At 71.9% G+C, this 22,174-nt stretch carries 22 protein-coding genes; 7 read left to right on the forward strand and 15 right to left on the reverse strand.

Annotated features, from left to right (window positions below; all coding sequences use genetic code 11):
- Window positions 1-62: 62 nt before the first annotated feature.
- The 3 genes from QMK61_RS07015 to QMK61_RS07025 all read right to left on the reverse strand — a co-directional run bounded on the left by QMK61_RS07015 (window position 63) and on the right by QMK61_RS07025 (window position 5,268).
- Window positions 63-3,122, reverse strand: coding sequence for a glycoside hydrolase domain-containing protein (locus tag QMK61_RS07015; protein ID WP_302071427.1), 3,060 nt, complete (start codon window positions 3,120-3,122; stop codon window positions 63-65).
- Between the two features lie 104 nt (window positions 3,123-3,226).
- On the reverse strand, window positions 3,227-4,585 hold the full coding sequence (locus QMK61_RS07020; protein WP_302071428.1) for an ATP-binding protein: 1,359 nt from the start codon (window positions 4,583-4,585) through the stop codon (window positions 3,227-3,229).
- Window positions 4,582-5,268: a response regulator transcription factor gene (locus QMK61_RS07025; protein ID WP_302071429.1), complete on the reverse strand. Its 687-nt coding sequence runs from the start codon at window positions 5,266-5,268 to the stop codon at window positions 4,582-4,584. Before QMK61_RS07025 ends, QMK61_RS07020 begins: the two co-directional genes overlap by 4 nt.
- Window positions 5,269-5,394: 126 nt before the next feature.
- Between QMK61_RS07025 and QMK61_RS07030 the strand changes: the two genes are divergently transcribed.
- Window positions 5,395-5,901 (forward strand): Spy/CpxP family protein refolding chaperone, encoded by a 507-nt coding sequence (locus QMK61_RS07030; RefSeq protein ID WP_302071430.1) that lies wholly within the window; start codon window positions 5,395-5,397, stop codon window positions 5,899-5,901.
- A 63-nt stretch (window positions 5,902-5,964) separates the two neighbouring features.
- Here QMK61_RS07030 and QMK61_RS07035 read toward each other — a convergent pair whose 3' ends face one another.
- Together QMK61_RS07035 and QMK61_RS07040 are read right to left on the reverse strand one after the other, a co-directional pair.
- The gene (locus QMK61_RS07035) at window positions 5,965-6,846 is read right to left on the reverse strand and encodes an alpha/beta hydrolase (RefSeq protein ID WP_302071431.1); all 882 of its coding nucleotides are present in this window, start codon (window positions 6,844-6,846) and stop codon (window positions 5,965-5,967) included.
- A gap of 10 nt (window positions 6,847-6,856) precedes the next feature.
- A complete protein-coding gene (locus QMK61_RS07040) occupies window positions 6,857-8,005 on the reverse strand; it encodes an aldo/keto reductase (RefSeq protein WP_302071432.1) in 1,149 nt (382 codons plus the stop codon).
- A 116-nt stretch (window positions 8,006-8,121) separates the two neighbouring features.
- On the opposite strand from QMK61_RS07040, the gene QMK61_RS07045 reads away from it, so the two are divergent.
- On the forward strand, window positions 8,122-9,165 hold the full coding sequence (locus QMK61_RS07045; RefSeq protein WP_302071433.1) for a LysR family transcriptional regulator: 1,044 nt from the start codon (window positions 8,122-8,124) through the stop codon (window positions 9,163-9,165).
- Between the two features lie 164 nt (window positions 9,166-9,329).
- On the opposite strand, the gene QMK61_RS07050 is transcribed toward QMK61_RS07045, so the two are convergent.
- The gene (locus QMK61_RS07050) at window positions 9,330-10,748 is read right to left on the reverse strand and encodes a formimidoylglutamate deiminase (RefSeq protein WP_302071434.1); all 1,419 of its coding nucleotides are present in this window, start codon (window positions 10,746-10,748) and stop codon (window positions 9,330-9,332) included.
- A 115-nt stretch (window positions 10,749-10,863) separates the two neighbouring features.
- Here QMK61_RS07050 and QMK61_RS07055 point away from each other — a divergent pair, with 115 nt between their 5' ends.
- Window positions 10,864-12,318 (forward strand): chloride channel protein, encoded by a 1,455-nt coding sequence (locus QMK61_RS07055; RefSeq protein WP_302071435.1) that lies wholly within the window; start codon window positions 10,864-10,866, stop codon window positions 12,316-12,318.
- Window positions 12,315-13,538: an imidazolonepropionase gene (gene hutI / locus QMK61_RS07060; protein ID WP_302071436.1), complete on the forward strand. Its 1,224-nt coding sequence runs from the start codon at window positions 12,315-12,317 to the stop codon at window positions 13,536-13,538. The genes QMK61_RS07055 and hutI overlap by 4 nt, the downstream gene beginning before the upstream one ends.
- 7 nt (window positions 13,539-13,545) lie before the next feature.
- Here hutI and QMK61_RS07065 read toward each other — a convergent pair whose 3' ends face one another.
- From QMK61_RS07065 to QMK61_RS07100, 8 genes are all read right to left on the reverse strand, one after another.
- Window positions 13,546-14,274, reverse strand: coding sequence for a hypothetical protein (locus QMK61_RS07065; RefSeq protein ID WP_302071437.1), 729 nt, complete (start codon window positions 14,272-14,274; stop codon window positions 13,546-13,548).
- A 159-nt stretch (window positions 14,275-14,433) separates the two neighbouring features.
- A complete protein-coding gene (locus tag QMK61_RS07070) occupies window positions 14,434-14,592 on the reverse strand; it encodes a 30S ribosomal protein THX (RefSeq protein WP_302071438.1) in 159 nt (52 codons plus the stop codon).
- Window positions 14,593-14,685: 93 nt separating this feature from the next.
- Complete coding sequence (locus QMK61_RS07075; RefSeq protein ID WP_302071439.1) at window positions 14,686-15,633, reverse strand: cation diffusion facilitator family transporter; 948 nt, start codon at window positions 15,631-15,633, stop codon at window positions 14,686-14,688.
- A 57-nt stretch (window positions 15,634-15,690) separates the two neighbouring features.
- Window positions 15,691-16,125 (reverse strand): MerC domain-containing protein, encoded by a 435-nt coding sequence (locus tag QMK61_RS07080; RefSeq protein WP_302071440.1) that lies wholly within the window; start codon window positions 16,123-16,125, stop codon window positions 15,691-15,693.
- Window positions 16,126-16,223: 98 nt separating this feature from the next.
- Window positions 16,224-16,706, reverse strand: a complete 483-nt coding sequence (locus QMK61_RS07085) for a transcriptional repressor (RefSeq protein WP_302071441.1) — start codon at window positions 16,704-16,706, stop codon at window positions 16,224-16,226.
- A gap of 85 nt (window positions 16,707-16,791) precedes the next feature.
- Window positions 16,792-17,061, reverse strand: coding sequence for a hypothetical protein (locus tag QMK61_RS07090; RefSeq protein ID WP_302071442.1), 270 nt, complete (start codon window positions 17,059-17,061; stop codon window positions 16,792-16,794).
- A gap of 11 nt (window positions 17,062-17,072) precedes the next feature.
- Window positions 17,073-18,473 (reverse strand): glutamate--tRNA ligase, encoded by a 1,401-nt coding sequence (gene gltX / locus QMK61_RS07095; RefSeq protein WP_302071443.1) that lies wholly within the window; start codon window positions 18,471-18,473, stop codon window positions 17,073-17,075.
- Between the two features lie 52 nt (window positions 18,474-18,525).
- Window positions 18,526-18,837 (reverse strand): hypothetical protein, encoded by a 312-nt coding sequence (locus QMK61_RS07100; RefSeq protein ID WP_302071444.1) that lies wholly within the window; start codon window positions 18,835-18,837, stop codon window positions 18,526-18,528.
- A 167-nt stretch (window positions 18,838-19,004) separates the two neighbouring features.
- On the opposite strand from QMK61_RS07100, the gene QMK61_RS07105 reads away from it, so the two are divergent.
- Window positions 19,005-19,706 carry a transporter gene (locus QMK61_RS07105; protein ID WP_302071445.1) on the forward strand — a complete coding sequence of 234 codons (702 nt, stop codon included), beginning with the start codon at window positions 19,005-19,007 and terminating at the stop codon, window positions 19,704-19,706.
- Window positions 19,707-19,717: 11 nt separating this feature from the next.
- Here QMK61_RS07105 and QMK61_RS07110 read toward each other — a convergent pair whose 3' ends face one another.
- Window positions 19,718-20,149 carry a DUF4399 domain-containing protein gene (locus QMK61_RS07110; protein ID WP_302071446.1) on the reverse strand — a complete coding sequence of 144 codons (432 nt, stop codon included), beginning with the start codon at window positions 20,147-20,149 and terminating at the stop codon, window positions 19,718-19,720.
- A 146-nt stretch (window positions 20,150-20,295) separates the two neighbouring features.
- On the opposite strand from QMK61_RS07110, the gene QMK61_RS07115 reads away from it, so the two are divergent.
- Window positions 20,296-21,456 (forward strand): glycosyltransferase family 1 protein, encoded by a 1,161-nt coding sequence (locus tag QMK61_RS07115; protein ID WP_302071447.1) that lies wholly within the window; start codon window positions 20,296-20,298, stop codon window positions 21,454-21,456.
- The gene (locus tag QMK61_RS07120) at window positions 21,425-21,991 is read left to right on the forward strand and encodes a phosphatase PAP2 family protein (protein ID WP_302071448.1); all 567 of its coding nucleotides are present in this window, start codon (window positions 21,425-21,427) and stop codon (window positions 21,989-21,991) included. Before QMK61_RS07115 ends, QMK61_RS07120 begins: the two co-directional genes overlap by 32 nt.
- Window positions 21,992-22,174 lie beyond the last annotated feature (183 nt).

Genomic DNA, 22,174 nt, shown 5'->3' on the forward strand with positions numbered 1-22,174 from the left:
CGGCATGACGAGCGGGGCGACGCCAGTGGCGAGCGGCACCGGCACGCCACTCGCCACGGCGCTCAGCCGCCCATGCCCGCCTCCAGCAGCCAGCCCTTGCCGGGCTCGACCGGGATCGGCTCGCCCGGCGCGAAGCTCGCCGCCGGCTGGAAGCCCGGGATCGCCGGCGCGACCAGCCGGCCCGGCTTCAGCCCCAGCGCCTTCCAGTCGACGCGCAATTTCACCTTCGTCGCGCCCGGCGCCCACGAGGCCAGCGCGACCAGGGTCCGGTCGCCCTTGCGCACGTAGCTGGTGGCGAGCACGTCCTTGTCGTCCGTGGTGACCGGCGTGTCGTGCACCCACCAGCCGATCATCGCGGCCCGTTCGATGCCGAACGCGTCCCACAGCTTCCACAGCGGGCGCGGGTCGCTGCCCTTCGACCAGCCCAGCCGGCTGGTCATGCCGAACAGCATGCCGCGCCACGGGTTGCCATCGTGCTGCAGCATCTCGCCCATCAGGCCGTAGGGAATGCCGGAAAGCTCGGTGAGCCAGTACGCGGGCGAGGTCTTTTCGTAGTCGAATTCCTCGCCGAACCATAGCCGGTCGATGTACGGGAACAGGCCCATGTAGAGCAGCGCGCTGTTGATGTAGCCGTCGCGCGGGTTGTACTGGTTGGCCGAGTGCAGGTCGATCAGCGGGTGCGGGCGGTGCGCGTCCAGCACCTTGCGCACGCGCTTCATGGTGGTGCGGCCGTAGGCCACGTCGTCCAGGTACAGGCCGTCGATGCCGACGTTGCGCGCCAGCCAGTCCAGGCCCTCGATGTAATAGTTGTGCCAGCGGCTCTGGCCGGCGTCGATCACCGCCGCGTCGCGGTTCTCCGGCACGTGCCAGGCGGCGATGTAGTCGCCGTCCAGGTGTTCCTGCAGCCAGGAGAAGCCGCCGCCCTTGCCGCGGCTGACCACCTCGCTGCACGGTCCCGGCGCGGCCTTGCCGTCGGCCCCGATGCGGCAGCCGGTGAGGCTTTCCAGCACCGGCAGCTCGGGCGCGCGGTCGGACAGCTCGCGCACGGTGTCGTAGATCTTCACTTCCATGCCCAGCGCATGGGCCTGGTCGACGTAGGCCTTCATCGCCTTCGGCGTGAGGAAGGGGTAGTTGATCCACGGGTTGATCGGCGTGGCGTGGTGGATGTTCACCACGTTGGCGCCGTCGGCCTTGATCGCGGCAAGGTCGGCGTACTTGTGGAAGTAGCGTTCGGCGAAATGCTGTGCCGGCTTGATCGTCTTGAACGGCGTCACCCGCAGCACGAGGTTGTAGTGCAGCGTCTGCCCCGCCGCCATGGTGCGCGCGCCGCTGAACGCCTTGACCAGGTAGCGTGCGCCATCGCGAGCGAACGTGATGCCACCCTGCCCCGCGTTGTCCCATGACGTCGGCATCACCAGCGGCTGCTGGTGGTAGAAGTTGGTGTTGAGCGGGCGGCGGTAGTGCGCGTCGCGCAGGTGGAACTCCAGGCCCGCGTTCACCGCGCCGATCCAGGCGCCGTCCTGGTTGTTCTCCACGTTCCACTTCCACGCGAAGCTGTCGGGCGCCGGCGAGCCGGTGCGGCCCAGGCCCAGCTCGTACTGCGCCACGTCATTCTTCAGCGGGATCTCCAGCCGGATGTCGTCGAGCTTCACTGCCTGCGTGGCGGTGAGCGCGATGGCGTAGCTGAGCGTGCCGTCCATCTCCAGGCTCGCCGTCACCTCGCCGCGCAGCGGGCCGGCCCGCCCCGCCACCTGCCAGTGCACCCTGCCGGGGCCGTCGACCTGCACGGCCGGCGTGCCCGCTGCGTCCAGCGCATGCGCGCCGCCCGCATCCTGCACCACGAGGCGCATCGGCGCGGCGAGCAGCGCGCGCGGCGTCTTCGCGTAGCCGGTCATGCGCTCGTCGAAGAAGCTGTCGATCTGCGCCGGCAAGCCGCTGGGCGCGAGCCGAACGTCGCGGCCGAGGATGCCGAGCCGGTCGCCGTGCACGGTCACCGCGGTGTACGGCTTCACCAGCGCGTCGTCCTGCGCCAGCGCGGAATCGAGCCAGCGCAGGCGGGTGAGCTTGAACGGATCGTCGTCGCCATGCGCCACGGCTTCGCCCGCATCCACCGTGATCGCCAGCGGCACCTCGCGCGGCGGCACGCCGTCCGCGCTGATCGTGAGCGTGCCGCGGTAAACGCCGGGCTTCGCATCGGCGGGAATGTCCAGCCCCATCCACAATGGCTGCACGCGGCCTTGCGCCACGTCGAGGCGGTTGGCGAACGGCTTGCCCGCGTAGTCGATGCCGCCGAGGTTGAAGCAGGTGAACTTCGTGGCGGGAATCGTCGCGCCGCCCGGGCCGCGCAGCTCGCCGAAGCCCACGCGCACGTCGTTCGCCGCGGCGCGGGCGGCCCACAGGCCGACCTGGAAGCTCAGGTATTCGCCGCGCAAGGCATGGTCGGCCAGCGTGCCGCCCGCGCCGCGTTCGGCCCAGCGTCCGGGGATCTGAGCGAACATGCGCACCGGGTGTTCGCGCGTCTCCGGGAACAGCAGCCACGGCGAGCCGGGATTCGCCGCCAGCAGGCGCCGCCGTTCCGCCGGCGTGGCGGTGCGCTCCATGTCGGTGTAGGCGTCGAAGTCGTCCACCGCCTGGTAGCCCAGCACGCGCGCCTGGGGCAACTTCGCCACGCGGCGCGGGTCGGCGAGGCCGTTCTTCTCCACCCAGGCCGCATCGGCGGCGTCCGCCGGGGCGCGGTAGGTCACCGTGGGGTAGTTGCGCGAACCGCTGCTGGCGTAGGGCTGGTAGTAGACCGCATAGGTGCCGGCCTGCCGGGCCTCGAACGCCAGCACGCCCTCGGCCTGGTCGATGCGCTCGCGCACCACGTTGGCCACCGCCTGCCCGTCCGGGCCGACGACGAGGGTGGCCACGTTCTCCGGATGGCGGTCGCGCCGGTGCCAGGGGATCGTCACCCGCACCGCGGCGGCCGGCCGGTCCACCGCGACGGTGTAGCGGTGGTTGCCGTACCGGTCAGCGTCCCAGCGCAGCCCGGCGACGGTGGCGGCGGACGGCTGCGCCTGCAGTGCGCCGCCCATGGCGGACAACAGGCCGGCCAGCAGGCAGGCGTGATGTGGCTTGAGCATGGTGGAGACGGCCCCTTGCGACGTGTCGATACGGATATGTAACCCGTATGCGAGTCATACGCAAGTAATCGAATCAATCCGCAACGAAACGAAGTTCCAAACCTTCAGGCAGGCGCGGCGAGCGGCAGTTCCAGCCGGACCTCTAGGCCGCCGTCCGCGGCGTTCGCGGCCGCGACTTCGCCGCCATGCGCGTCGGCCACGCGCCGCACGATCGCCAGGCCGAGGCCGTGCCCCTCGGCGCGCGCGGCGTTGCTGCCGCGGAAGAACGGGCGGAACAGCGAGGCCAGTTCGTCGGCCGGCACGCCGGGGCCGTGGTCGCGCACGCGCACGACGGCGCGACCGGCTTCGACGTGCAGCGCCAGCGCCACCTCGCCGCCCGCGGGGCTGAACTTCAGCGCGTTGGACAGCAGGTTGTCCAGCGCGCGTTCCAGCAGCATCGCGCTGCCCGACACGCAGGCCGTGGCCGTAGCGTCCACCCGCAGGCGGACGCCATGCGCCTGCGCTTCCAGTTGCCCCCGCGCGGCGCAGTCGCGGACGAGCGCGGCCAGGTCCACGCGTTCGCGCTCCATGCCGGGCAGCCCACCTTCCAGCCGCGACAGCGCCAGCATCTCACCGGCCATGCGGTCCAGCCGCACGATCTCCTGCTCGGCCTGCTCGAAGTAGCGGCCCGCCCGGGCGGGGTCCTCGCTGCGCCGGGCCAGGTCGAGGATCAGCTGCAGCCGCGCCAGCGGCGAACGCAGCTCGTGCGAGAGGTCCTGCAGCACGCGGCGGTCGTGCGTCACCAGCGCCTCGATGCGTTCGGCCATGGCGTCGAAGTCGCCGGCGAGCTGGGCCAGTTCGTCGCGCCCGGCATGGCCGACGCGCGCCGACAGCTCGCCGGCGGCCATGCGCCGCGTCGCCTCGCGCAGGGCCTGCACCGGCTTCGCCACGCTGCGCGCCACCCACCAGCCCACCAGGCCGATGAACAGCAGCGACAGCACGAGCTGCACGCCGAGCAGGATCTTCTCGCGCGTCTGCGGGCGCAGGCGGGTGTGCGAGCGGCTGATCGCCACCAGCTGGCGCAGGCGACCGTCGGCCCCGGTGACCGGCTGCACGGACACGTACACGCCCATCCCGCGCCACGGCCGCAGCACCAGGCCGCGGTCGGCCGCCAGCATCGACGGCAGCGAGCGCCAGATCGATGGCGGCAGGCGGATCGGGTGCAGCGGCTGGCCGTCCTCGAACAGGGTGGCCTCGACGCCCTCGCGGCGCTGCCGCGCGGCCCACGCGTCCAGCCCGTCCGCGCCGCCCTGCTCGTAGGCCTGGTCGGCCGACTGCGCCAGCGCGCTCCAGTCGATCTCCACCGCGGTGGTGTACTCGACGAAGCGGCGGGTGAGGAAGCCGCCGAGCACCAGCACCAGCAGGTTCACCGCGCAGAACCACAGCAGCAGGCGCCAGTACAGCGAGCTCTTGAACGGGTTCATGGCGCGCCCGCCACCAGCACGTAGCCGGCGCCGCGCACCGACTCGATCCGCGGCGCCCGCGGCGAGGCGTCCGCCAGCTTGTGGCGCAGGCGGCTCACGTGCACGTCGATGCTGCGGTCGAAGCGCTCCAGCTCGCGACCCAGCGCCTGGCGCGTCAGCGCGGCCTTGTCCACCAGCTCGCCCGCGCGCTGGGCCAGCGCCTGCAGCAGCAGGAACTCGGCGCCGGTGAGCGCCAGTTCGCGGCCGTCCACGCTGGCACGGCGCTCGCCCGGCTGCAGTTGCAGCGCGCCCACCTGCAGCGTGCCGCTGGTGGCCGGCGCGTTGCGGCGCAGCTGCGCGCGCACCCGCGCCAGCAGTTCGCGCGGCAGGCAGGGCTTGGCGAGGTAATCGTCCGCGCCCAGCTCCAGCCCCACCACGCGGTCCACCGGCTCGCCGCGGGCCGACAGCATGATCACCGGCAGGTGCGACTGCGTGCGCAGCTCGCGCAGCGTCTCCAGCCCGTCGCGGCCCGGCATCATCACGTCGAGGATCAGCAGCTCCGGCCGCCGCGCCGGGTCGCGCAGGCGTTCCAGCGCCGCCTCGCCGTCGTGCACCGCCTCCACCTCGTAGCCCTCGCGGCGCAGGTATTCGGCCAGCAGGGCGCACAGGGCGCGGTCGTCGTCGGCGATCAGGATGCGTGGCATGGAAGGTATGTAGCCCATCGCCCGTGGCCTGCCCAAGGGCTTTACCCAACTTTACCTTCCCGCAAAGAACATACACGCGGGCCTGTCGTCCAATGGACACACCCCCACGCACCCGAGGTGCCTGTCATGCGCAAGTCCCTTTTCCACGGCCTCATCCTCGGTTCGGCGCTCGCCCTCGGCGGCGTCGCCTATGCCGCGTCCGACGCGGCCGCCCCCGGCCCGCACGCCGGCTGGCACCACGGGCACGGCCACCACGGCATGTTCGCCCTGCGCAAGCTGGACCTGAGCGACGCGCAGAAGGCCAGCATCAAGCAGATCATGCAGAACAGCTTCGCCTCGACCAAGGCGCAGCGCCAGGCCCTGCGCGAACAGCGGCGCGCGTTCGAGTCGCTGACGCCGGACCAGGCCGGCTACCAGGCCGCCGCCGACCGCCTCGCCCAGGCCGAGGCGGATGCCACCAGGGCCCGCGTCGAGCAGCAGGCCAGCGTGCGCGCCCAGGTCTACGGCGTGCTGACCTCGGCGCAGAAGATGAAGCTGGCCTCGCTGAAGGCCGAGCGCGAGCAGCGCATGCAGGAGTGGAAGCAGTTCCGCGCCCAGCATGCCTCCGGCGCCTCGCAGTCCCCGGGCCAGTAGGTTCGGCTGCAGGCATCACCCCGCCCTCCCCCGTTCGCGGGGGAGGGTTTTTCTTGCCCGGCATCAGGCCGTCGCGCGCCGCTCCCGGGCGTCGTCCGCATGGGCTGCCAGCCAGCGGCGGATCTCGGCCAGCACCGCGTCCGGCGCCTCCATGTTGGCGTGGTGCCCCGCGCCCTGCACCCGCAGCAGTTGCGCGCCGGGAATGCCATCGGCCATGCGCTCGGACAGCGCGATCGCCTCGGGCTGGTCCTCGCTGCCGACGATCAGCAGGGTCGGCGCGGCGACTTCGTGCAGGCGTTCGAGCGCCGGCGGCTGCGGCTCGCGCTGGTCGAGCGCGGCGCGCTTCCAGTAGTTCGACTCGCGCTGCATGGTCCGCGCCGTCATCTCGCGCGTGCGCCGGCGCACCGCGGCATCGACCTCGTCCGGCCGGCGGCGCGGACCGTCGGTGAAGGCACGCAGCGAGCCGTCGATCATGCCCGCCGCGTCGCCGCTGCCCAGCGCCTGCAGGAAGGCGCGCGCGGCCGGCGTGGTATCCGCGATCTGGCCCCAGTAGCCGGCACCCACGAACACCATCGCGCCGACCCGCCCGGGGTGCGCCAGCGCGAAATCCAGCGCGGTGGCGGCGCCGCCCGAGCAGGCCAGCAGCGCGGTGCGCCGCACGCCGCAGGCGTCGAGCACGGCGGCGAGGTCGTCGTGGTGGGCATAGGCGCCCGGTTCGATGGTCGAACGGCCGAAGCCGCGCGCGTCGTAGCGCAGCACGCGATGGTCGCGCGACAGCGCGGCGAACTCGTGGTCCCACTGGCCGCTGTCGACCAGGAAGCCGTGCAGCATGGTGACGGTCTCGCCGGCGCCGGCTTCCTCGGCATGCAGGCGGGCGCCGTCGACGTCGATCGTGTGGGCGGTCGTGTTCATGGTGATGGCTTCCCGGTGAGTGGTGTGGTCCATGGCAGTCTCCTCAGCGCGCATGCGTCGCCACCAGGCCCTGCGTGGCGCTGACCGCGGCCGCGGCCACGCGCACCGGCGCGTGGTACCCGTCGGGCTTGTCGCCCACCGCGGCGCCGCCGTGGATGCGCTCCTGCTGCGCCTGCTCGAAGAAACTGTAGGGGAACTGCTGCGGCAGCGCGGAGACTTCGTCCAGCATGCGCAGGGCCGCGTCCGGCAACGGCTTGTCCAGCGCGGCCAGGTTGTCCTCGAACTGCTCCAGCGTGCGCGCCCCCAGGATCACCGAGCCGATGGCCGGCCGCCGCACCGCCCACTGGATCGCCACCTGCGCCATCGACAGGCCGTGCTCGCGCGCCACCTTCTCCACTGCTTCCACGATGGCCCAGTTGCGCGGCGTGAACTTGTCCAGCAGCGACACCAGCCCGCTCCCCTTCAGCGCCTGGATGCGGCCATCGCCCGCGCCGTCCGCACCGGCCTCGCTGGGCTTGTACTTGCCGGAGAGCAGGCCCATGCCCAGCGGGCTCCAGGCGGTGATGCCGTAGCCCAGCTCCTGCGCCAGCGCCACGTATTCGCGCTCGATGTTGCGTTCGACCAGCGAATACTGCAATTGCAGGTTCACCAGCGGTTGCAGGTGGTGCGCATGGGCCAGGGTCTGGATCTGCGCGGCGTACCAGGCCGGCACGTCGGACAGGCCGGCGTAGCGGATCTTGCCGGCGCGCACCAGGTCGTCCAGCGTGCGCAGCACTTCCTCCGCCGGCGTCACGCGGTCCCAGGTGTGCAGCAGGTAGAGGTCGATGTAGTCGGTGCCCAGGCGGCGCAGCGAAGCCTCCACCGCGCGCAGGATGTTCTTGCGGCCGTTGCCGCCGGCGTTGGGGTTGCCCGGCTCGGCGCTGTAGCTGAACTTGGTGGTCAGCACCACGCGGTCGCGGCTGCCGCTGTCGGCGACGAAGCGGCCCAGCAGGGTTTCGCTCTGGCCTTCGGTATACAGGTCGGCGGTGTCGATGAAATTGCCGCCAGCGGCCAGGTAGCGGTCGAACATCGCGCGGGCGACGCCTTCGTCGGCGCCCCAGCCCCAGCTCTCGCCGAAGGTCATCGCGCCCAGCGCGAGGCGGCTGACGTGCAGGCCCGAACGGCCGAGGGTGTAGTACGAATCGAGCGACATGGCAGGCTCCGGTGGTGGTGGTGGACAGGCGGCAGTCTGCGCCTTGCCATTGCCACGAAAAACCGCCAGCATCTTCATGCACTTTCAAGCACGGCTAATCAATCGGGAAATCCGCCATGCGCGACGACTACGCCCTGCGCGCGTTCCGCGCGATCGCCGGGCACGGCAGCTTCACCCGTGCCGCGGCGGCGCTGGACGTCACCGCGTCCGCGCTGAGCCAGACCCTGCGGCAGCTGGAGACCCAGCTCGGCACCCGCCTGCTCCACCGCACCACGCGCCGCGTGGGCCTCACCGAGGCGGGCCACGAGCTGCTGCAGCGGATCACCCCCGCGCTGAAGGAACTGGACGCGGCGATGGATGCGCTGCGCCAGCACGGCGACCGTCCCGCCGGCCTGCTGCGCCTCACCGTGCCGGACGTGGTGGCCACCACCCTGCTCGACCCGCTGCTGGGCGAGTTCATGGCGCGCTGGCCGGACGTGCGGCTGGACATCCACGTCGACAACGGCCTCAGCGACCTGATCGCCGATGGCTTCGACGCCGGCATCCGCCTCGGCGAACGCCTGCAGCGCGACATGGTGGCGGTGCCGGTGGGCGGGCCGATGCGCTCGGTGGTGGTGGGCTCGCCCGGCTACTTCGCGCGGCACGGCCGGCCGAAGCAGCCGCGCGAACTGGAGGCGCACGACTGCGTCAACTTCCGCCAGGTCAGCAGCCGCGCGCTGTACCGCTGGGAATTCGCGCACCGCAGCGGCCCGCGCAAGGGGCAATGGTTCGAGATCGCCGTGAACGGCCGGCTCACCGTCAACAGCATTCCGCTGGCGGTGCGCGCCGCGATCGAGGGCGCGGGGCTGGCCACCGTGCTCGAGCCGTTCGCGCGCGAGGCGCTGGCGGACGGGCGCCTGGAGAGCGTGCTGGACGACTGGCTGCCGCCGTTCGACGGCTTCTACCTGTACTACCCCAGCCGCTTCCAGGTACCACCGAAGCTGCGCGTGTTCATCGACTTCCTGCGCGAACGCGGCGCGGCGGCGCACGCCACCGCGCCCGTGCCGGAGCGCCGCCTCAGCGGTAGCGCCAGTGGCCGCCGACCCACACGTGGGCGGAACCCCAGTAGCCCGGCACCCAGACCCGCGCGCGATGGGCCGGCACGATCACGCAGCCGCTGAGCGAAAGCGCGCTGCCGAGCAGCGCGACGGAAACCAGCAAGGTGGACAGCAGGCGACGCATGGCGGGCACTCCTCGTGGGAAGGTGCCTGCCAGAACGCGGCGGCGACGGCACGCGATGACGCCCGTGCCGACGCGCGATGGCTGCCGTTCATTCGACCGGCAGTCAGGAACGCGCGAGCGTCGCGACCGCCTGCCGGTAGCGCGCCGCGATGCGCGCCTCGTCGCGGTGCCGGAAATCGCGCACCACCCACTGCCCCCCGCGCATCACGTGGCGCACCAGCGGCGTGTTGCCGGCGAACAGGAAGCTGTCCAGCACCGAGCGTTCGTCGCGCGCGGCCAGCAGCGGCGATTCGTCGTCCAGCACCAGCAGGTCGGCGCGCGCGCCCGGGCGCAGCTCGCCGACGGGCAGGCCCGACGCCTGCGCGCCGCCGCGCAACGCCGCGCGCCACAGCGTCTCGCCCACGCTGTCGCCCGGGTGCCGCGCGGCCACGTTGCGATGGCGCGTGGCGAGGCGCTGGCCGTATTCCAGCCAGCGCAGTTCCTCCACCGGCGAGACCGAGATGTGCGAGTCCGAGCCGATGCCGAGCGTGCCGCCCGCGTCGAGATAGTCGGCCAGGGGAAACAGGCCGTCGCCCAGGTTGGCCTCGGTGACCGGGCACAGGCCGGCCACCGCGCCGCTGCGCGCCAGCCGCGCGGTCTCGTCGGCGGTGAGGTGGGTAGCGTGCACCAGGCACCAGCGCGCGTCCACCGCGGCGTGGTCCAGCAGCCATTCCACCGGACGCGCGCCGCGCGTGGCGAGGCAGTCCTGCACCTCGCCGACCTGCTCGGCGATGTGGATGTGGATGGGGCAATCGCGCGCCGGCGCGGCCGCCAGCACCTCGCGCAGCGCCGCCCCGGGCACCGCGCGCAGCGAATGCAGCGCCACGCCCGTGCGCAGGCCGTCGCCCTCGTGCGCGCGCAGGGTTTCCAGCAGGCGCAGGTAGGCATCCACCGCGTGGCCGAAGCGGCGTTGCCGCGCCGACAGCGGCCGGCCGTCGAAGCCGCCGCTCATGTACAGCACCGGCAGCAGGGTGAGCGCGATGCCGGCCTCGCGCGCCGCCTCGACCAGCGCCAGCGACATCGTTTCCGCCGGCGCGTAGGGCGTGCCGTCCGGCCGGTGGTGCAGATAGTGGAACTCGCACACCTGGGTGTAGCCCGCCTTGAGCATCTCCACGTAGAGCTGCGCGGCGATGGCCTTCAGTTCGTCCGGGCCGATGGCGGAGGCGAACGCGTACATGGTCTCGCGCCAGCTCCAGAAGCTGTCCTGGGGAGCGCGGCCAGGGATGGCCGTTTTTGGGTCTTCGTGCCCGGGGGCGGGCGCAATGGATGGCTCCCCGCGGCGCTCGGCCAGCCCGGCCATCGCGCGCTGGAACGCGTGCGAATGCAGGTTGGGCATGCCCGGCAGCACCCAGCGGCCGATCGTTTCGCCACGCTCCCCCGCGGCGGCAAAGCGGCCGCCGGCGTCGATGCCGAACGTCGCGTCCTGCGCCCAGCCATCGGCCTGCCATGCGCTGCCGGCGCGGAAATTGCGGATATCGGCCATGTCGCCGGGCACCTCGTCGTGGGAGGGCCGCAGTGTACCGCTCGCCTGCGCTTCACTCCCGTGCCGGCACACTGGTGCGGTTCGGTCGGATGGCCGACTCTGGAATAATGCCCGGATGCCCGACGCACCCACGCCGCCACGTTCGTCCAATCCCCGCCTGCAGGCCCTGCTGGGCCACGAGTTCTTCGCGCCGATGCAATGGAAGCGGCGCATCGCGCTGTGGAGCGGCGCGGTGCTGGTGGCGCTGGCGGCGATCCTGTTCGCCAAGGCCAGCAACTGGGCCTACGCGCTGTTCCTGCGCATTCTCGCGCACGGCGCGTGGATCCCGCTGATCCTCACGCCGGTCGTGTTCGGCCTGCTGTCGTGGGTGACCGAGGGCCGGCTGCGCGCCACGCGCGGCAGCGGCATCCCGCAGGTGATCGCCACCATGCACGTCGAGGACGAGGGCTTCCGCGCGCGCATGCTGGCGCTGCCGGTCGCCGCGGGGAAGATGATCCTGACCCTGCTTGCGCTGATGGTCGGCGCCTCGATCGGCCGCGAAGGGCCGACCGTGCACGTGGGCGCCGGGCTGTTCTACTCGCTGGGCCGGCGCTTCGGCTTCAGCGACCCCAAGGCCGCCTCGCGCTTCATCCTGGCCGGCGGCGCGGCCGGCATCGCGGCGGCGTTCAACACGCCGCTGGCCGGCGTGATCTTCGCCATCGAGGAACTGGCCGGCACCTTCGAGCACCGCTTCAGCGGCCTGCTGCTCACCGCGGTGTTCGTCGGCGGCGTGGTGTCGCTGGGCATCATGGGCAACTACGCCTACTTCGGCGAGGTGCAGGCCAGCCTGCCGCTGGGCCATGCCTGGCTGGCGGTGCTGCTGTGCGGGCTGTTCTGCGGCCTGTGCGGCGGGCTGTTCGCGCGGCTGATCCTGCTCGGCCGGCACGGGCCGCTGGCGCTGGTCGGCCGCCTGCGCACGCGCTGGCCGGTGCTGTTCGCCGCCGGCTGCGGACTGGCGCTGGCGCTGATCGGGCTGCTTTCGCACGGCAACGTGTACGGCACCGGCTACAGCCAGGCGCGCGCCTTCGTGCAGGAGGCCGCGGTGGCGCCGGGCGAGGGCTTCGGCGTCGCCAAGCTGCTGGCCAACACGGTGTCCTACTGGGCCGGCATCCCGGGCGGCATCTTCTCGCCGGCGCTGGCCGTGGGCGCGGGGCTGGGCCACAACATCGCCTGGTTCCTGCCGCACGTGCCGGCCGCGGCGGTGGTGCTGCTGGGCATGAGCGCCTACCTGTCCGGCGTCACCGGCGCGCCGCTCACCTCGGCGGTGATCGCGATGGAGCTGACCGACAACCAGGACATGGTGATCCCGATCATGGCCGCCTGCCTGCTCGGCCGCGCGGCCGCGTCGATCTTCAGCCCGACGCCGGTGTACAAGGACTTCGCCGAACGCATGGTGCGCGACTTCGAGCGCCAGCTGGCGGTGCAGGCGCAGGCCGACGACGACGCGGCGGACGCTGCCACCGGGCATACCGGCGCCACCAGCGCCTACAGCGAGCCGGTGGCGCCGGACGAACCGGTGGAGAAACCATGAACGACGCCCGCTGGGACCTGCTGCTGACCCACGCCACCCTGGCCCGCATGGAAGGCGCCGCGCCGTTCGGCCTGCTGCCCGACGCGGCGCTGGCCTGCGCCGGCGGCCGCATCGCCTGGCTCGGCCCGATGGCGGAACTGCCCGCGGCGCAGGCGGCGCAGGCGCGGCGGCACGTGGACCTGGGCGGCGCGCTGCTCACGCCGGGCCTGGTCGACTGCCACACCCACCTGGTGTTCGGCGGCGACCGCGCGCGCGAGTTCGACCTGCGCCTCAACGGCGCCAGCTACGAGGAGATCGCCCGCGCCGGCGGCGGCATCGTCGCCAGCGTGCGCGCCACCCGCGAGGCCGACGAGGACGCGCTGCTCGCGCAGTCGCTGCCACGCGCCCGCGCCCTGCTCGCCGACGGCGTCACCACGCTGGAGATCAAGTCCGGCTACGGGCTGGAACTGGAGGCCGAGCGCCGCATGCTGCGCGTGGCGCGGCGCATCGGCACCGAGCTGGGGATCGACGTGCGCACCAGCTTCCTCGGCCTGCACGCGCTGCCGCCGGACTACCGGGACCGCCGCGACGACTACGTGGCGCTGGTTTGCGACACGATGCTGCCCGCGCTGGCCGGCGAAGGTCTGGTCGACGCGGTGGATGCGTTCTGCGAAGGCATCGGCTTCAGCCGCGCGGAAACGCAGCGCCTGTTCGAGCGCGCGCGGCAACTCGGCCTGCCGGTGAAACTGCACGCCGAGCAGCTTTCCGACCTCGGCGGCGCGGCACTGGTGGCGAGCTTCGACGGCCTCTCCGCCGATCACCTGGAATACCTCGGCAACGACGGCGTGGCCGCGATGGCCCGGGCCGGCACCGTCGCCGTGCTGCTGCCCGGCGCGTTCTATGCCCTGCGCGAGACAAAGCTGCCGCCGGTCGCGAGCTTGCGCGGACACGGCGTGCCCATCGCCATCGCCACCGACTGCAACCCCGGCACCTCGCCGCTGCTGTCGCTGCGGCTGGCGGCGAACATGGCCTGCACGCTGTTCCGCCTCACGCCGGATGAAGCGCTGCGCGGCGTCACCGCCAACGCCGCCCGCGCACTGGGCCTGGCCGACCGCGGCACGCTGGCGGTGGGCCGACGCGCCGACCTGGTGGCCTGGAACGCGAAGCAGCCCGCCGAGCTGTGCTACTGGATCGGCGGCGACCTGGTGCGGCAGGTGTACGTGGCGGGGCAGCCGGCCTGAGCGGAAATCAGCGCGCGGCTTGCGGCTTCGCCCCGTCCACCGGCTTGCCGTCCGCGTCCAGCATCCGGATCGACGGCGTGCCGTCGCTGCCGACCTTCAACACGATGCGCGGGCGCCCCTGCTCGTCGTTGAGCCCGAGCATCACCGAGCCGTCGGGCTGCCGGGCCATGACCAGGCGCCGATGCGACTCGGGGTGGTTGACGCGGAACGCGCGCATCGCAGCCTCCTGCTGCGCCCTGGGAAGGCCCTTGGTGCGCGCCATCAGATCGATCAGGTCGGTGATCGGATAATCCGGCCGGTCCATCATCTCCAGGCCGGTCTGGCTGCTGCCATCGGGATTGTCGGCGGCGTCGAGGGCCAGCACCTGGTCTTGCATGTAGCGGTCGAAACTGAGGTGGACGGCGGATCTCACCTTGCCGTCCTTGTCCTTGTAGCCGGCGAACGTCAGACCGCCCGTCTCGGTGCCTTCGTCATCGTAGAACAGCATGCCCGCCGTGGGACGCTCGTGCGGGTACTCCTTGCCCTTGATGATCGCTCCCGGAAAGCGGGCCTTGTCCGAGATCACCATGCGCAGCGTGCCGTCGGGTTCGACCACGTCGATGCGGTGTACCTGCAGCTCGTCCAGCGCCAGCTTCTTCGGCGCCGCCACGAAACCGCCCAGCACGGTCACCGCGAACACGGCGGTGAGGACGCCGGCGTAGATCATCAGGAAGCGCTGCCCGACCTGTCCTTTCATGTCGATCCTCCTTCGATGGGATGGACCGACATTGCAACACGACCCCGGCAACGCGCCCGTGCCGCAGGTCATTCCCACGGGCAAACAAAAACCCCCGCCGGAGCGGGGGTCTTCGTGGAACCCGAGTTTCAGTGAGGCCCGGGCTCATGAAGCCCTGGTTCAGGCCGACTTCTTGCGGGTGGCGGCCTTCTTCGCCGCCGGCTTGGTCACGGTCGCCTTGGCGCCGGCCACGGCCGGCTTGGCGCCATGCGGGCGGCTGTTGCCGTAGCTGCTGCGGTAGGTCTTGCCGCGAAGGGTCTTGCGGTCGCCCTTGCCCATGAGGAACTCCTTGATTCGCAATGGTTGTCGATGGCCGATCATCGTAGCAGCGGGCGGCCAAAGCGCAAGCCTCGCCCGGGTTCCGGCGGGGGATCAGTGGTGGGCGTGGTCGCCGCAATCGTGGTGCCCGTCGGGGCAACCCGCTGGGTCGATCTGCACCGTGACGTGGCGGATGCCGAAACGCTCGTCCAGCACGCGCCGGATCGCGCCCAGCGCCGCGGCGCCCTCGCTGCCCTCATGCAGCTCGACGTGCAGGGTGGCCATGCGCGAACCCGAGGCCAGCTGCCACACGTGCAGGTGGTGCACGTCGCGGATCGAGGCGTCGGCGCCGCGCAGCACCGCGGTCACCTCGGCCGGGTCCAGGCCCTCGGGCGCGCCTTCCAGCAGGATGTGCGCGGAACGCCGCAGCAGGCGCCACGCCCCGCCCAGGATCAGCAGCGAGACCAGCAGCGAGAGCAGCGGGTCGGCCCAGTTCCAGTCCAGCCAGCGCACCGCCATCGCCGCCAGCACCGCGCCCAGCGAGCCGAACAGGTCGCCCAGCACGTGCAGGCTGGCGGCGCCCATGTTGACGTCGTCGTGGGCGTGCCCGTGCAGCAGCCGCAGCACCAGCAGGTTGACCAGCAGCCCCGCCAGCGCCACCGCCAGCATCACGCCGGACAGGATGTGGATGCGGTCCAGGTGCAGCAGCCGGTCGACCGCCTCCCAGGCGATGAAGCCCACCAGCACGAACTGGGTCAGCGCGTTGACGAAGCCGGCCAGCACTTCCATCCGTCCGTAGCCGTAGCTGCGCCGCGCATCGGCCGGCCGCCGCGCCAGCCAGGCGCCGAGGAAGGCCAGCAGCAGCGCAAACGCATCCACCAGCATGTGGCCGGCGTCGGCCAGCAGCGCCAGCGAGCCGGACCACAGGCCACCCGCGGCTTCCATGGCGAGCATCAGCAGGGTCAGCGCGAACGCCAGCAGCAGGCGACGCTCGCGTCCGCCGACCGCGTCACCGTGGTCGTGCGCATGATGCGCGTGGGAATGCTCGTGCACGGTACTCATGCGCGGATGCTAGGCAGCGTGGCCGGCGTTACACAATCACCGCCCGGAGCACGCGATTCAGTGCGCGCAGTGCGGGCCGTGCACGTGACCGTGCAGGCGGTCCAGCCGCAGGTTGCTGAAGTGCGCCGACGCCACCAGCAATCCACCGCAGGTCACCAGCGTGCTGTGCAGCGCGACGGAAGGGCCGTCGATCAGCGCGATGCCCAGCAGCAGCAAGGCCAGCCCCGGCAAGGCCAGCATCAACGGCAGCGGACGACGATGGCGACGGTAGCCGTTGACCAGGCTGAGCAGCGCCAGCACGCAGGCGAACAGCACGAAGCCGCGCTCGAACGCATGGCTGGCCAGGAAGCCCAGCCCCAGCACCGGCAGCAGGGCCAGCACGAACGGCAGCAGGGCGCAGTGGACGGCGCACAGGAACGACGCGGTGGCGCCGAGGCGGTCGGCGAAATGCCACCAGCGCGAGGGGGTCGGCTGCGCGGGGTCGGTCGACATGGAACGCACCAGGGAAAGGGGGCCGTCCGGCGGACGGTTTTGATACATTATAACACTCGGCGCTCGGACACAAGCCCGCGCCGGGAGCGCGGGGCCGGTCAACGCTTGCGGCAGTCCTTGCAGATGCCGTGCACTTCCAGCGTCTGCGCCTGCGGCCGGAAACCCAGCGCCTTGGCCTGCGCCTCGATCAGCTCGGCCACGCGCGGGTCGCACACCTCCTGCGCGCCCGAGCAGGCGTCGCAGATCAGGAACGGCACCTGGTGCGCCTCGGCCGGGTGGTGGCAGGAGACGTAGGCGTTGATCGACTCCAGCTTGTGGATGAAGCCGTTCTCCAGCAGGAAATCCAGCGCGCGGTACACCGTGGGCGGCGCCGCGTTGCCGTGCCGTTCGCGCAGCAGGTCGAGCAGGTCGTAGGCCTTCACCGGCTTGCCGGCGGCAGCGACCAGTTCCAGCACCTCCTTGCGCAGCGGGGTGAGGCGCAGGCCGCGCGCCTCGCTGGCGTGCTCCACCGCGGCCACCAGCGTCTTCGGCGTGTCGTGGTGGTGATGGTGGGCGTGCGGCTTGTCGACGGCGCTGTTCAAGGGACCCCCGGGTAGGCGGCGGCGACCGGGCCGGCGCCGCCCATCCAAGATGAGGCCCGCGACACGGAAAGGCAAGCCGACCGCTTCAGCGCGGCAGCGGCGGCGGCCCCGGCCGGCGCCGGCGCAGCAGGAACACCGCCCAGCCGACCGGCCCCAGCACGAAGGCCCAGGCGATGCCTTCGGCCAGCCGCCCGCGCCACCAGCCCAGCAGCGCGCCCACGGCGACGAAGCCCAGGTTCCACCAGAACAGCGACGCCCACGGCACCATCGCCAGCAGGTTGAGGTAGACGTGCCAGAACGCCCCGGGCGCGTCGAGGTCGACGCCCTGGGTGGCCCTGGCGAACAGTTCGTCCACGGCGCCGGAGGTCAGCCCTGCGCGATGGCCAGCGCCGTGTCGATGCGCTTCAGCGCCTCCGCGCGGCCGGCCAGGTAGATGGTGTGGTCGATCGACGGCGATACCTGCGTGCCGGTCATCGCCACGCGCAGCGGCTGGGCGATCTTGCCCATGCCCAGCTCCAGTTGCGCCGCCACCTGCTCGATGGCCTGGTGGATCGGCTCCGGCTTCCATTCCACCCCGGCCAGCCGCGCCTTCGCCGTGGCCAGCACTGCGGCGGCGCTGTCGTTCTTCAGGTGCTTGGCGACCGCCTTGTCGTCCCACTCGGTGATCGGCCCGTACCAGATGCCGGCCTTCTCGGCCATTTCCTTCAGCGTGTGCACGCGGTCGCGCAGCGCCACGATCACGTCGGCCGGCGCCGGTCCCCGGGCGGGATCGATGCCGATGCGCTCCAGGTGCCACTCGAACTCCGGCGCCAGCGCCTGCGGGTCGTCGGTCTTGAGGTAGTGCTGGTTGAGCCAGTTGAGCTTCTCGGTGTCGAAGCGCGAGGCGGCCTTGTTCACGTCGGCCACGTCGAACAGCCGGGCCATCTCCTCGCGCGAGAAGATCTCCTGGTCGCCGTGCGACCAGCCCAGCCGCACCAGGTAGTTGAGGATCGCGTGCGGCAGGTAGCCGTTCTCGCGGTACTCCATCACGCTCACCGAGTTGGTGCGCTTGGAGAGCTTCTTGCCTTCCTTGTCGAGGATCATCGGCAGGTGCGCGAACTCCGGCACCGGCGCGCCCAGCGCCTTGTAGATGTTGATCTGGCGCGGCGTGTTGTTGACGTGGTCGTCGCCGCGGATCACCTCGGTGATGCCCATGTCGATGTCGTCGACCACCACCGCGAAGTTGTAGGTGGGCCAGCCGTCGGAGCGGAAGATGACCAGATCGTCCAGTTCGCCGTTGGCGAACTCGATGCGGCCCTTCACCTTGTCCTCGAACACCACCGAACCCTGCTGCGGGTTCTTGAAGCGGATCACCCGGTTCGGGTCCTCGCGATACGGTTCGTTGCGGTCGCGGTAATAACCGCTGTAGCGGGGCTTCTCGCCCTTCGCCATCGCGGCCTCGCGCATCGCCTCGATCTCCTCCTTGCTTTCGTAGGCGTAGTAGGCCTTGCCCTCGGCGAGCAGGCGCCCGGCCACTTCCCGGTAGCGGGCCAGGCGCTGGGTCTGGTACACCGGCGCCGCGTCGGCGTCGAGGTCCAGCCAGGCCATCGCGTCGAGGATCGCCTGCACGGCTTCGTCGGTGGAGCGCTCGCGGTCGGTGTCCTCGATGCGCAGCAGGAACTCGCCGCCGCGCCGCCGGGCTTCCAGCCAGCAGTACAGCGCGGTACGCGCCCCGCCGATATGCAGGAAACCAGTGGGACTGGGGGCGAAGCGGGTACGGAAGCTCATCGGGATCGCGGCGCAAATGAAACCGCGATTTTACCCGATGCGGGCCACCCGTTTAACGCTGGTCGGCAATCTCGCAGGCCCAGGCCCGGCAGATTTCCACGTTCGGGCTGAAGGCGAAGGGATGGAACGCCGTGGCATCCTGCCTGCCCAGCTGCAACGGCGCGATGGCGGCGGACCGGTCGCTGTAATCGATCCGCGGCACGTCGCCCGTCGTCTTCGGGGCGGGCCGCAGGACGAACTTCACCTCGAACAGGGGCTTGTGCGCGACCGGTTTCGCCGGTGCCACGGTTTGCGGTCCGGGAATGCCGGCGGCCCATGCGGCAACCGGGGCCATCAGGGCCAGGGCGAGCCATGCGCGTTTCACGGGGGCACCTCCGCGGGGATTCGGTCGGCTTGCGTCGATAGTACGCTGATCCGCCCCGCCGCCATGCCGGCATTGCAGCACCGCGAAACGCAGACATGAGAACCCTCCGACTCGGCCGCGCCTTCCGCCCTTTCCGCCGGCTCGCTTTTTTGCTGGCCATTCCGCTCGTGTCCGCCCTGCCCTCCGGCGCGCGCGCCGACGGCAACCCGGGCTACGACCGCCCCGGCCTGGGCTTCACGCCGGCGGTGCTGCGCGCGGGCGATGTCACCTGGGAACAGGGCCTGCCGGACTGGAGCCGCGCCGACGGCGCCTCGCAATACGCCGCCGACACCCTGCTGCGGCTGGGCCTGGGCGGACCGCTGGAACTGCAGCTGGGCACCTCGTACCAGCGCATGGCGGCGGCAGGCATCGACCATGACGGCCGCGGCGACAGCTCGCTCGGGATGAAATTCGCCCTGCCCGCGTCGGGCACCTTCAGCTGGGGGCTGCTGGGCAGCGTGGAATTCACCGACGGCGCGCGCGCTTTCCGCAACCCGCGCCGGCAGTACCTGCTCGGCGCCGATTTCAACTGGCAGTGGAATACGCGCAACACCGCCGCGCTGTACCTGGAGAACGTGCGCAGCGGCGGCCGCGACAGCCGCCTGCTGGCGGTCAACGACGGCTACGCCTTCAGCGGGCGCCTGAGCGGCTACGTGGAAGCGGCCGTGCAGCACGCGGCGGGCACGGGCGCCGGCAGCATGGCCGGTGCCGGGCTGGCCTGGCTGGTCACGCCGCGCGTGCAACTCGACGGCAGCTTCCGCCATCGCCTCGGCGGCCACGCCGACCTGTGGGAGGCGGGCCTCGGCGTGTCGGTGTATTTCGGCCGCTGAGCGTCGGGCGCCTACTTCACGTGCACCGTGATCTTCTTCGACACCAGCGGCGGGTCGAACGGCACGTGGTTGGCGTCGCCCAGCTCCAGTTGCAGCGTATGCGTGCCGGGCGCGAGCTTCAGCACCGTCTCGGTCTGGCCGCCGCCGAAGTGCAGGTGGTGCGCGTCCTTCGGGATCGGCTGGCCGGCGGCGGGCGGTTCCTGCACGTCCACCAGCAGGTGGTGGTGGCCGGTATGCGCCTTGTCCACGCCGGCCGGCGCCACGCCCATGCCTTTCAGGCCGAAGCGCACGGCGAAGCTCTGCGGCACGGTGGCGCCGTCGCGGGGCGAGACGATGTAGACCTGCGCCCCGGCCGGCGCCTTCGTCGTCGGCAGTCCATCCGCGCACGCGGGGCCGGCGGCGGACACCATCGCCAGGGCGGATGCAAGCAGCATGCGTTTCATCGGCAGGTCCTCGGGACGGAAGAAGCGCCAGTGTAGCCCGTCGCAGGATATTGCGACGAGAGAGCGTCATCGCCCCGTCACCCGCCCGCCATCCATGCGCAACCGCCCGCGCCGATGCTGCGTCCGGGCCACCCGGGGAAGCGCGCATGCGCATCGGCATCATCAGCGAAACATGGCCGCCGGAGATCAACGGCGTGGCGCTCACCGTGCATGGCCTGGCGGTCGGCCTGGCCGCGCGCGGGCACGGCATCGACCTGGTGCGCCCACGCCAGCCGCAGCCCGGCGCGGGTGCGGACGGCATGGACGAAATGCTCACCCGCGGCTTCGCGCTGCCGCACTATCCCGGCGTGCGCCTGGGGTTGCCCGCTACGCGCGCACTGCGACACCGCTGGGAACGGCAGCGTCCCGACGTCGTCTACATCGCCACCGAAGGGCCGCTGGGCGGCAGCGCGCTGCGGGTCGCTCGCCGGCTGGGCATCCCGGCGGCGACCGGATTCCACACCCGCTTCGACCACTACGCGGGCCACTACGGCCTGGGCTGGGCCACGCCGCTGGTGCGCGCCTACCTGCGCCGCTTCCATCGCCGCGCCGCGGCCACCCTGGTGCCTACCGCGGCACTCGGCGCGGAGCTGGCCACGCTGGGCGTGGACAACGTGCGCCTGCTGCGCCGCGCGGTGGACACGCGGCTGTTCCACCCGGACCGGCGCGACCCCGTGCTGCGCGCACGATGGGGCGCGGGCGAGGACACGCCGGTGGTGCTGTACCTCGGCCGCATCGCCGCGGAGAAGAACCTGGCGCTGGCGGTGCGCGCCTTCGAGGCGCTGCGGCAGGAAGCGCCCGCGGCGCGCTTCGTCTGGGTCGGCGACGGCCCGGAACGCGCCGCGCTGCAGGCCGCCCATCCGGACTACGTCTTTACCGGCATGCAGGTGGGCGAGGCGCTGGCGCGGCACGTCGCCAGCGCCGACCTGTTCCCCTTCCCCAGTCTCAGCGAGACCTTCGGCAACGTGGTGCTGGAGGCGCTGGCCGCCGGCGTGGCGCTGGTGGCCTTCGACACCGGCGCCGCGCACGAGCACCTGCGCGACGGCGTGGGCGGCGCGCGCATCGCCCCCGGCGACGCGGACGCCTTCGTCCGCGCCACCGTGCGGCTGGGCGCCAACCCGGCGCGGCTGCGCCGGATGCGCCGCGCCGCGCGCGGCAGCATGGCGCAGCTCTCGCCCGACGCGGTGGTGCGCGAATTCGAGACCCTGCTGCACGAACTGGCCGGAGAACCTGACCATGCACACCACGTCCTCGCCGCCCGTGCCTGAGACGCCGCGCCGTGCACTCGACGCGCGCCTGTGCCTGCTCGCCAACCGCTGGGGCGCGCGCCACACGGTGGGCGCCTTCTTCGCGCTGATGAGCCGGCTCGGCGATGGCGTGTTCTGGTACGCGCTGATGGCGGCGCTGGCCGTGCTGGGCGGCGTGCGCGGGTTGTGGGCGGCCGCGCACATGGCCGCGACCGGGCTGGTCGCGCTGCAGCTCTACCGCGTGCTGAAGCGCCGCACGAAACGGCCGCGCCCGTTCCGCGCCTGCCCGGGCGTGATCGCGCACCTGCCGCCGCTGGACGAGTTCAGCTTCCCCTCCGGCCACACCCTGCAGGCGACCGGCTTCACCATCGTGGCGCTGGCCTGGTACCCGATGCTGGCGCCGCTGCTGCTGCCGTTCACCGCGCTGGTGGCGGCGTCGCGCGTGGTGCTGGGGTTGCACTATCCCAGCGACGTGCTGGCGGCGCTGGCCATCGGCAGCGGGCTGGGCGGGCTGTCGCTGTGGCTGGTCGCGGGAATCATGCCGCCGATGGTCTAGCACCGGGCGGCTGGGCAAAAACTGCGCAGCGCGTCACGAGGTGCTTTGCGCTCAGGCAGATAGGCCACCTATCCACAGGCTTTGCCCAGCCGCTTCCACACCGGCTGTGGAAAAAGCGCGAGATCCTGCGCAAATTTTCGTCAGCGCGTGCCAAGTGCCTGTCGCCCAAGGCCCCGGGGCGGC

Source organism: Fulvimonas sp. R45 (assembly GCF_030504985.1).
Taxonomy (GTDB): domain Bacteria; phylum Pseudomonadota; class Gammaproteobacteria; order Xanthomonadales; family Rhodanobacteraceae; genus Rhodanobacter_A.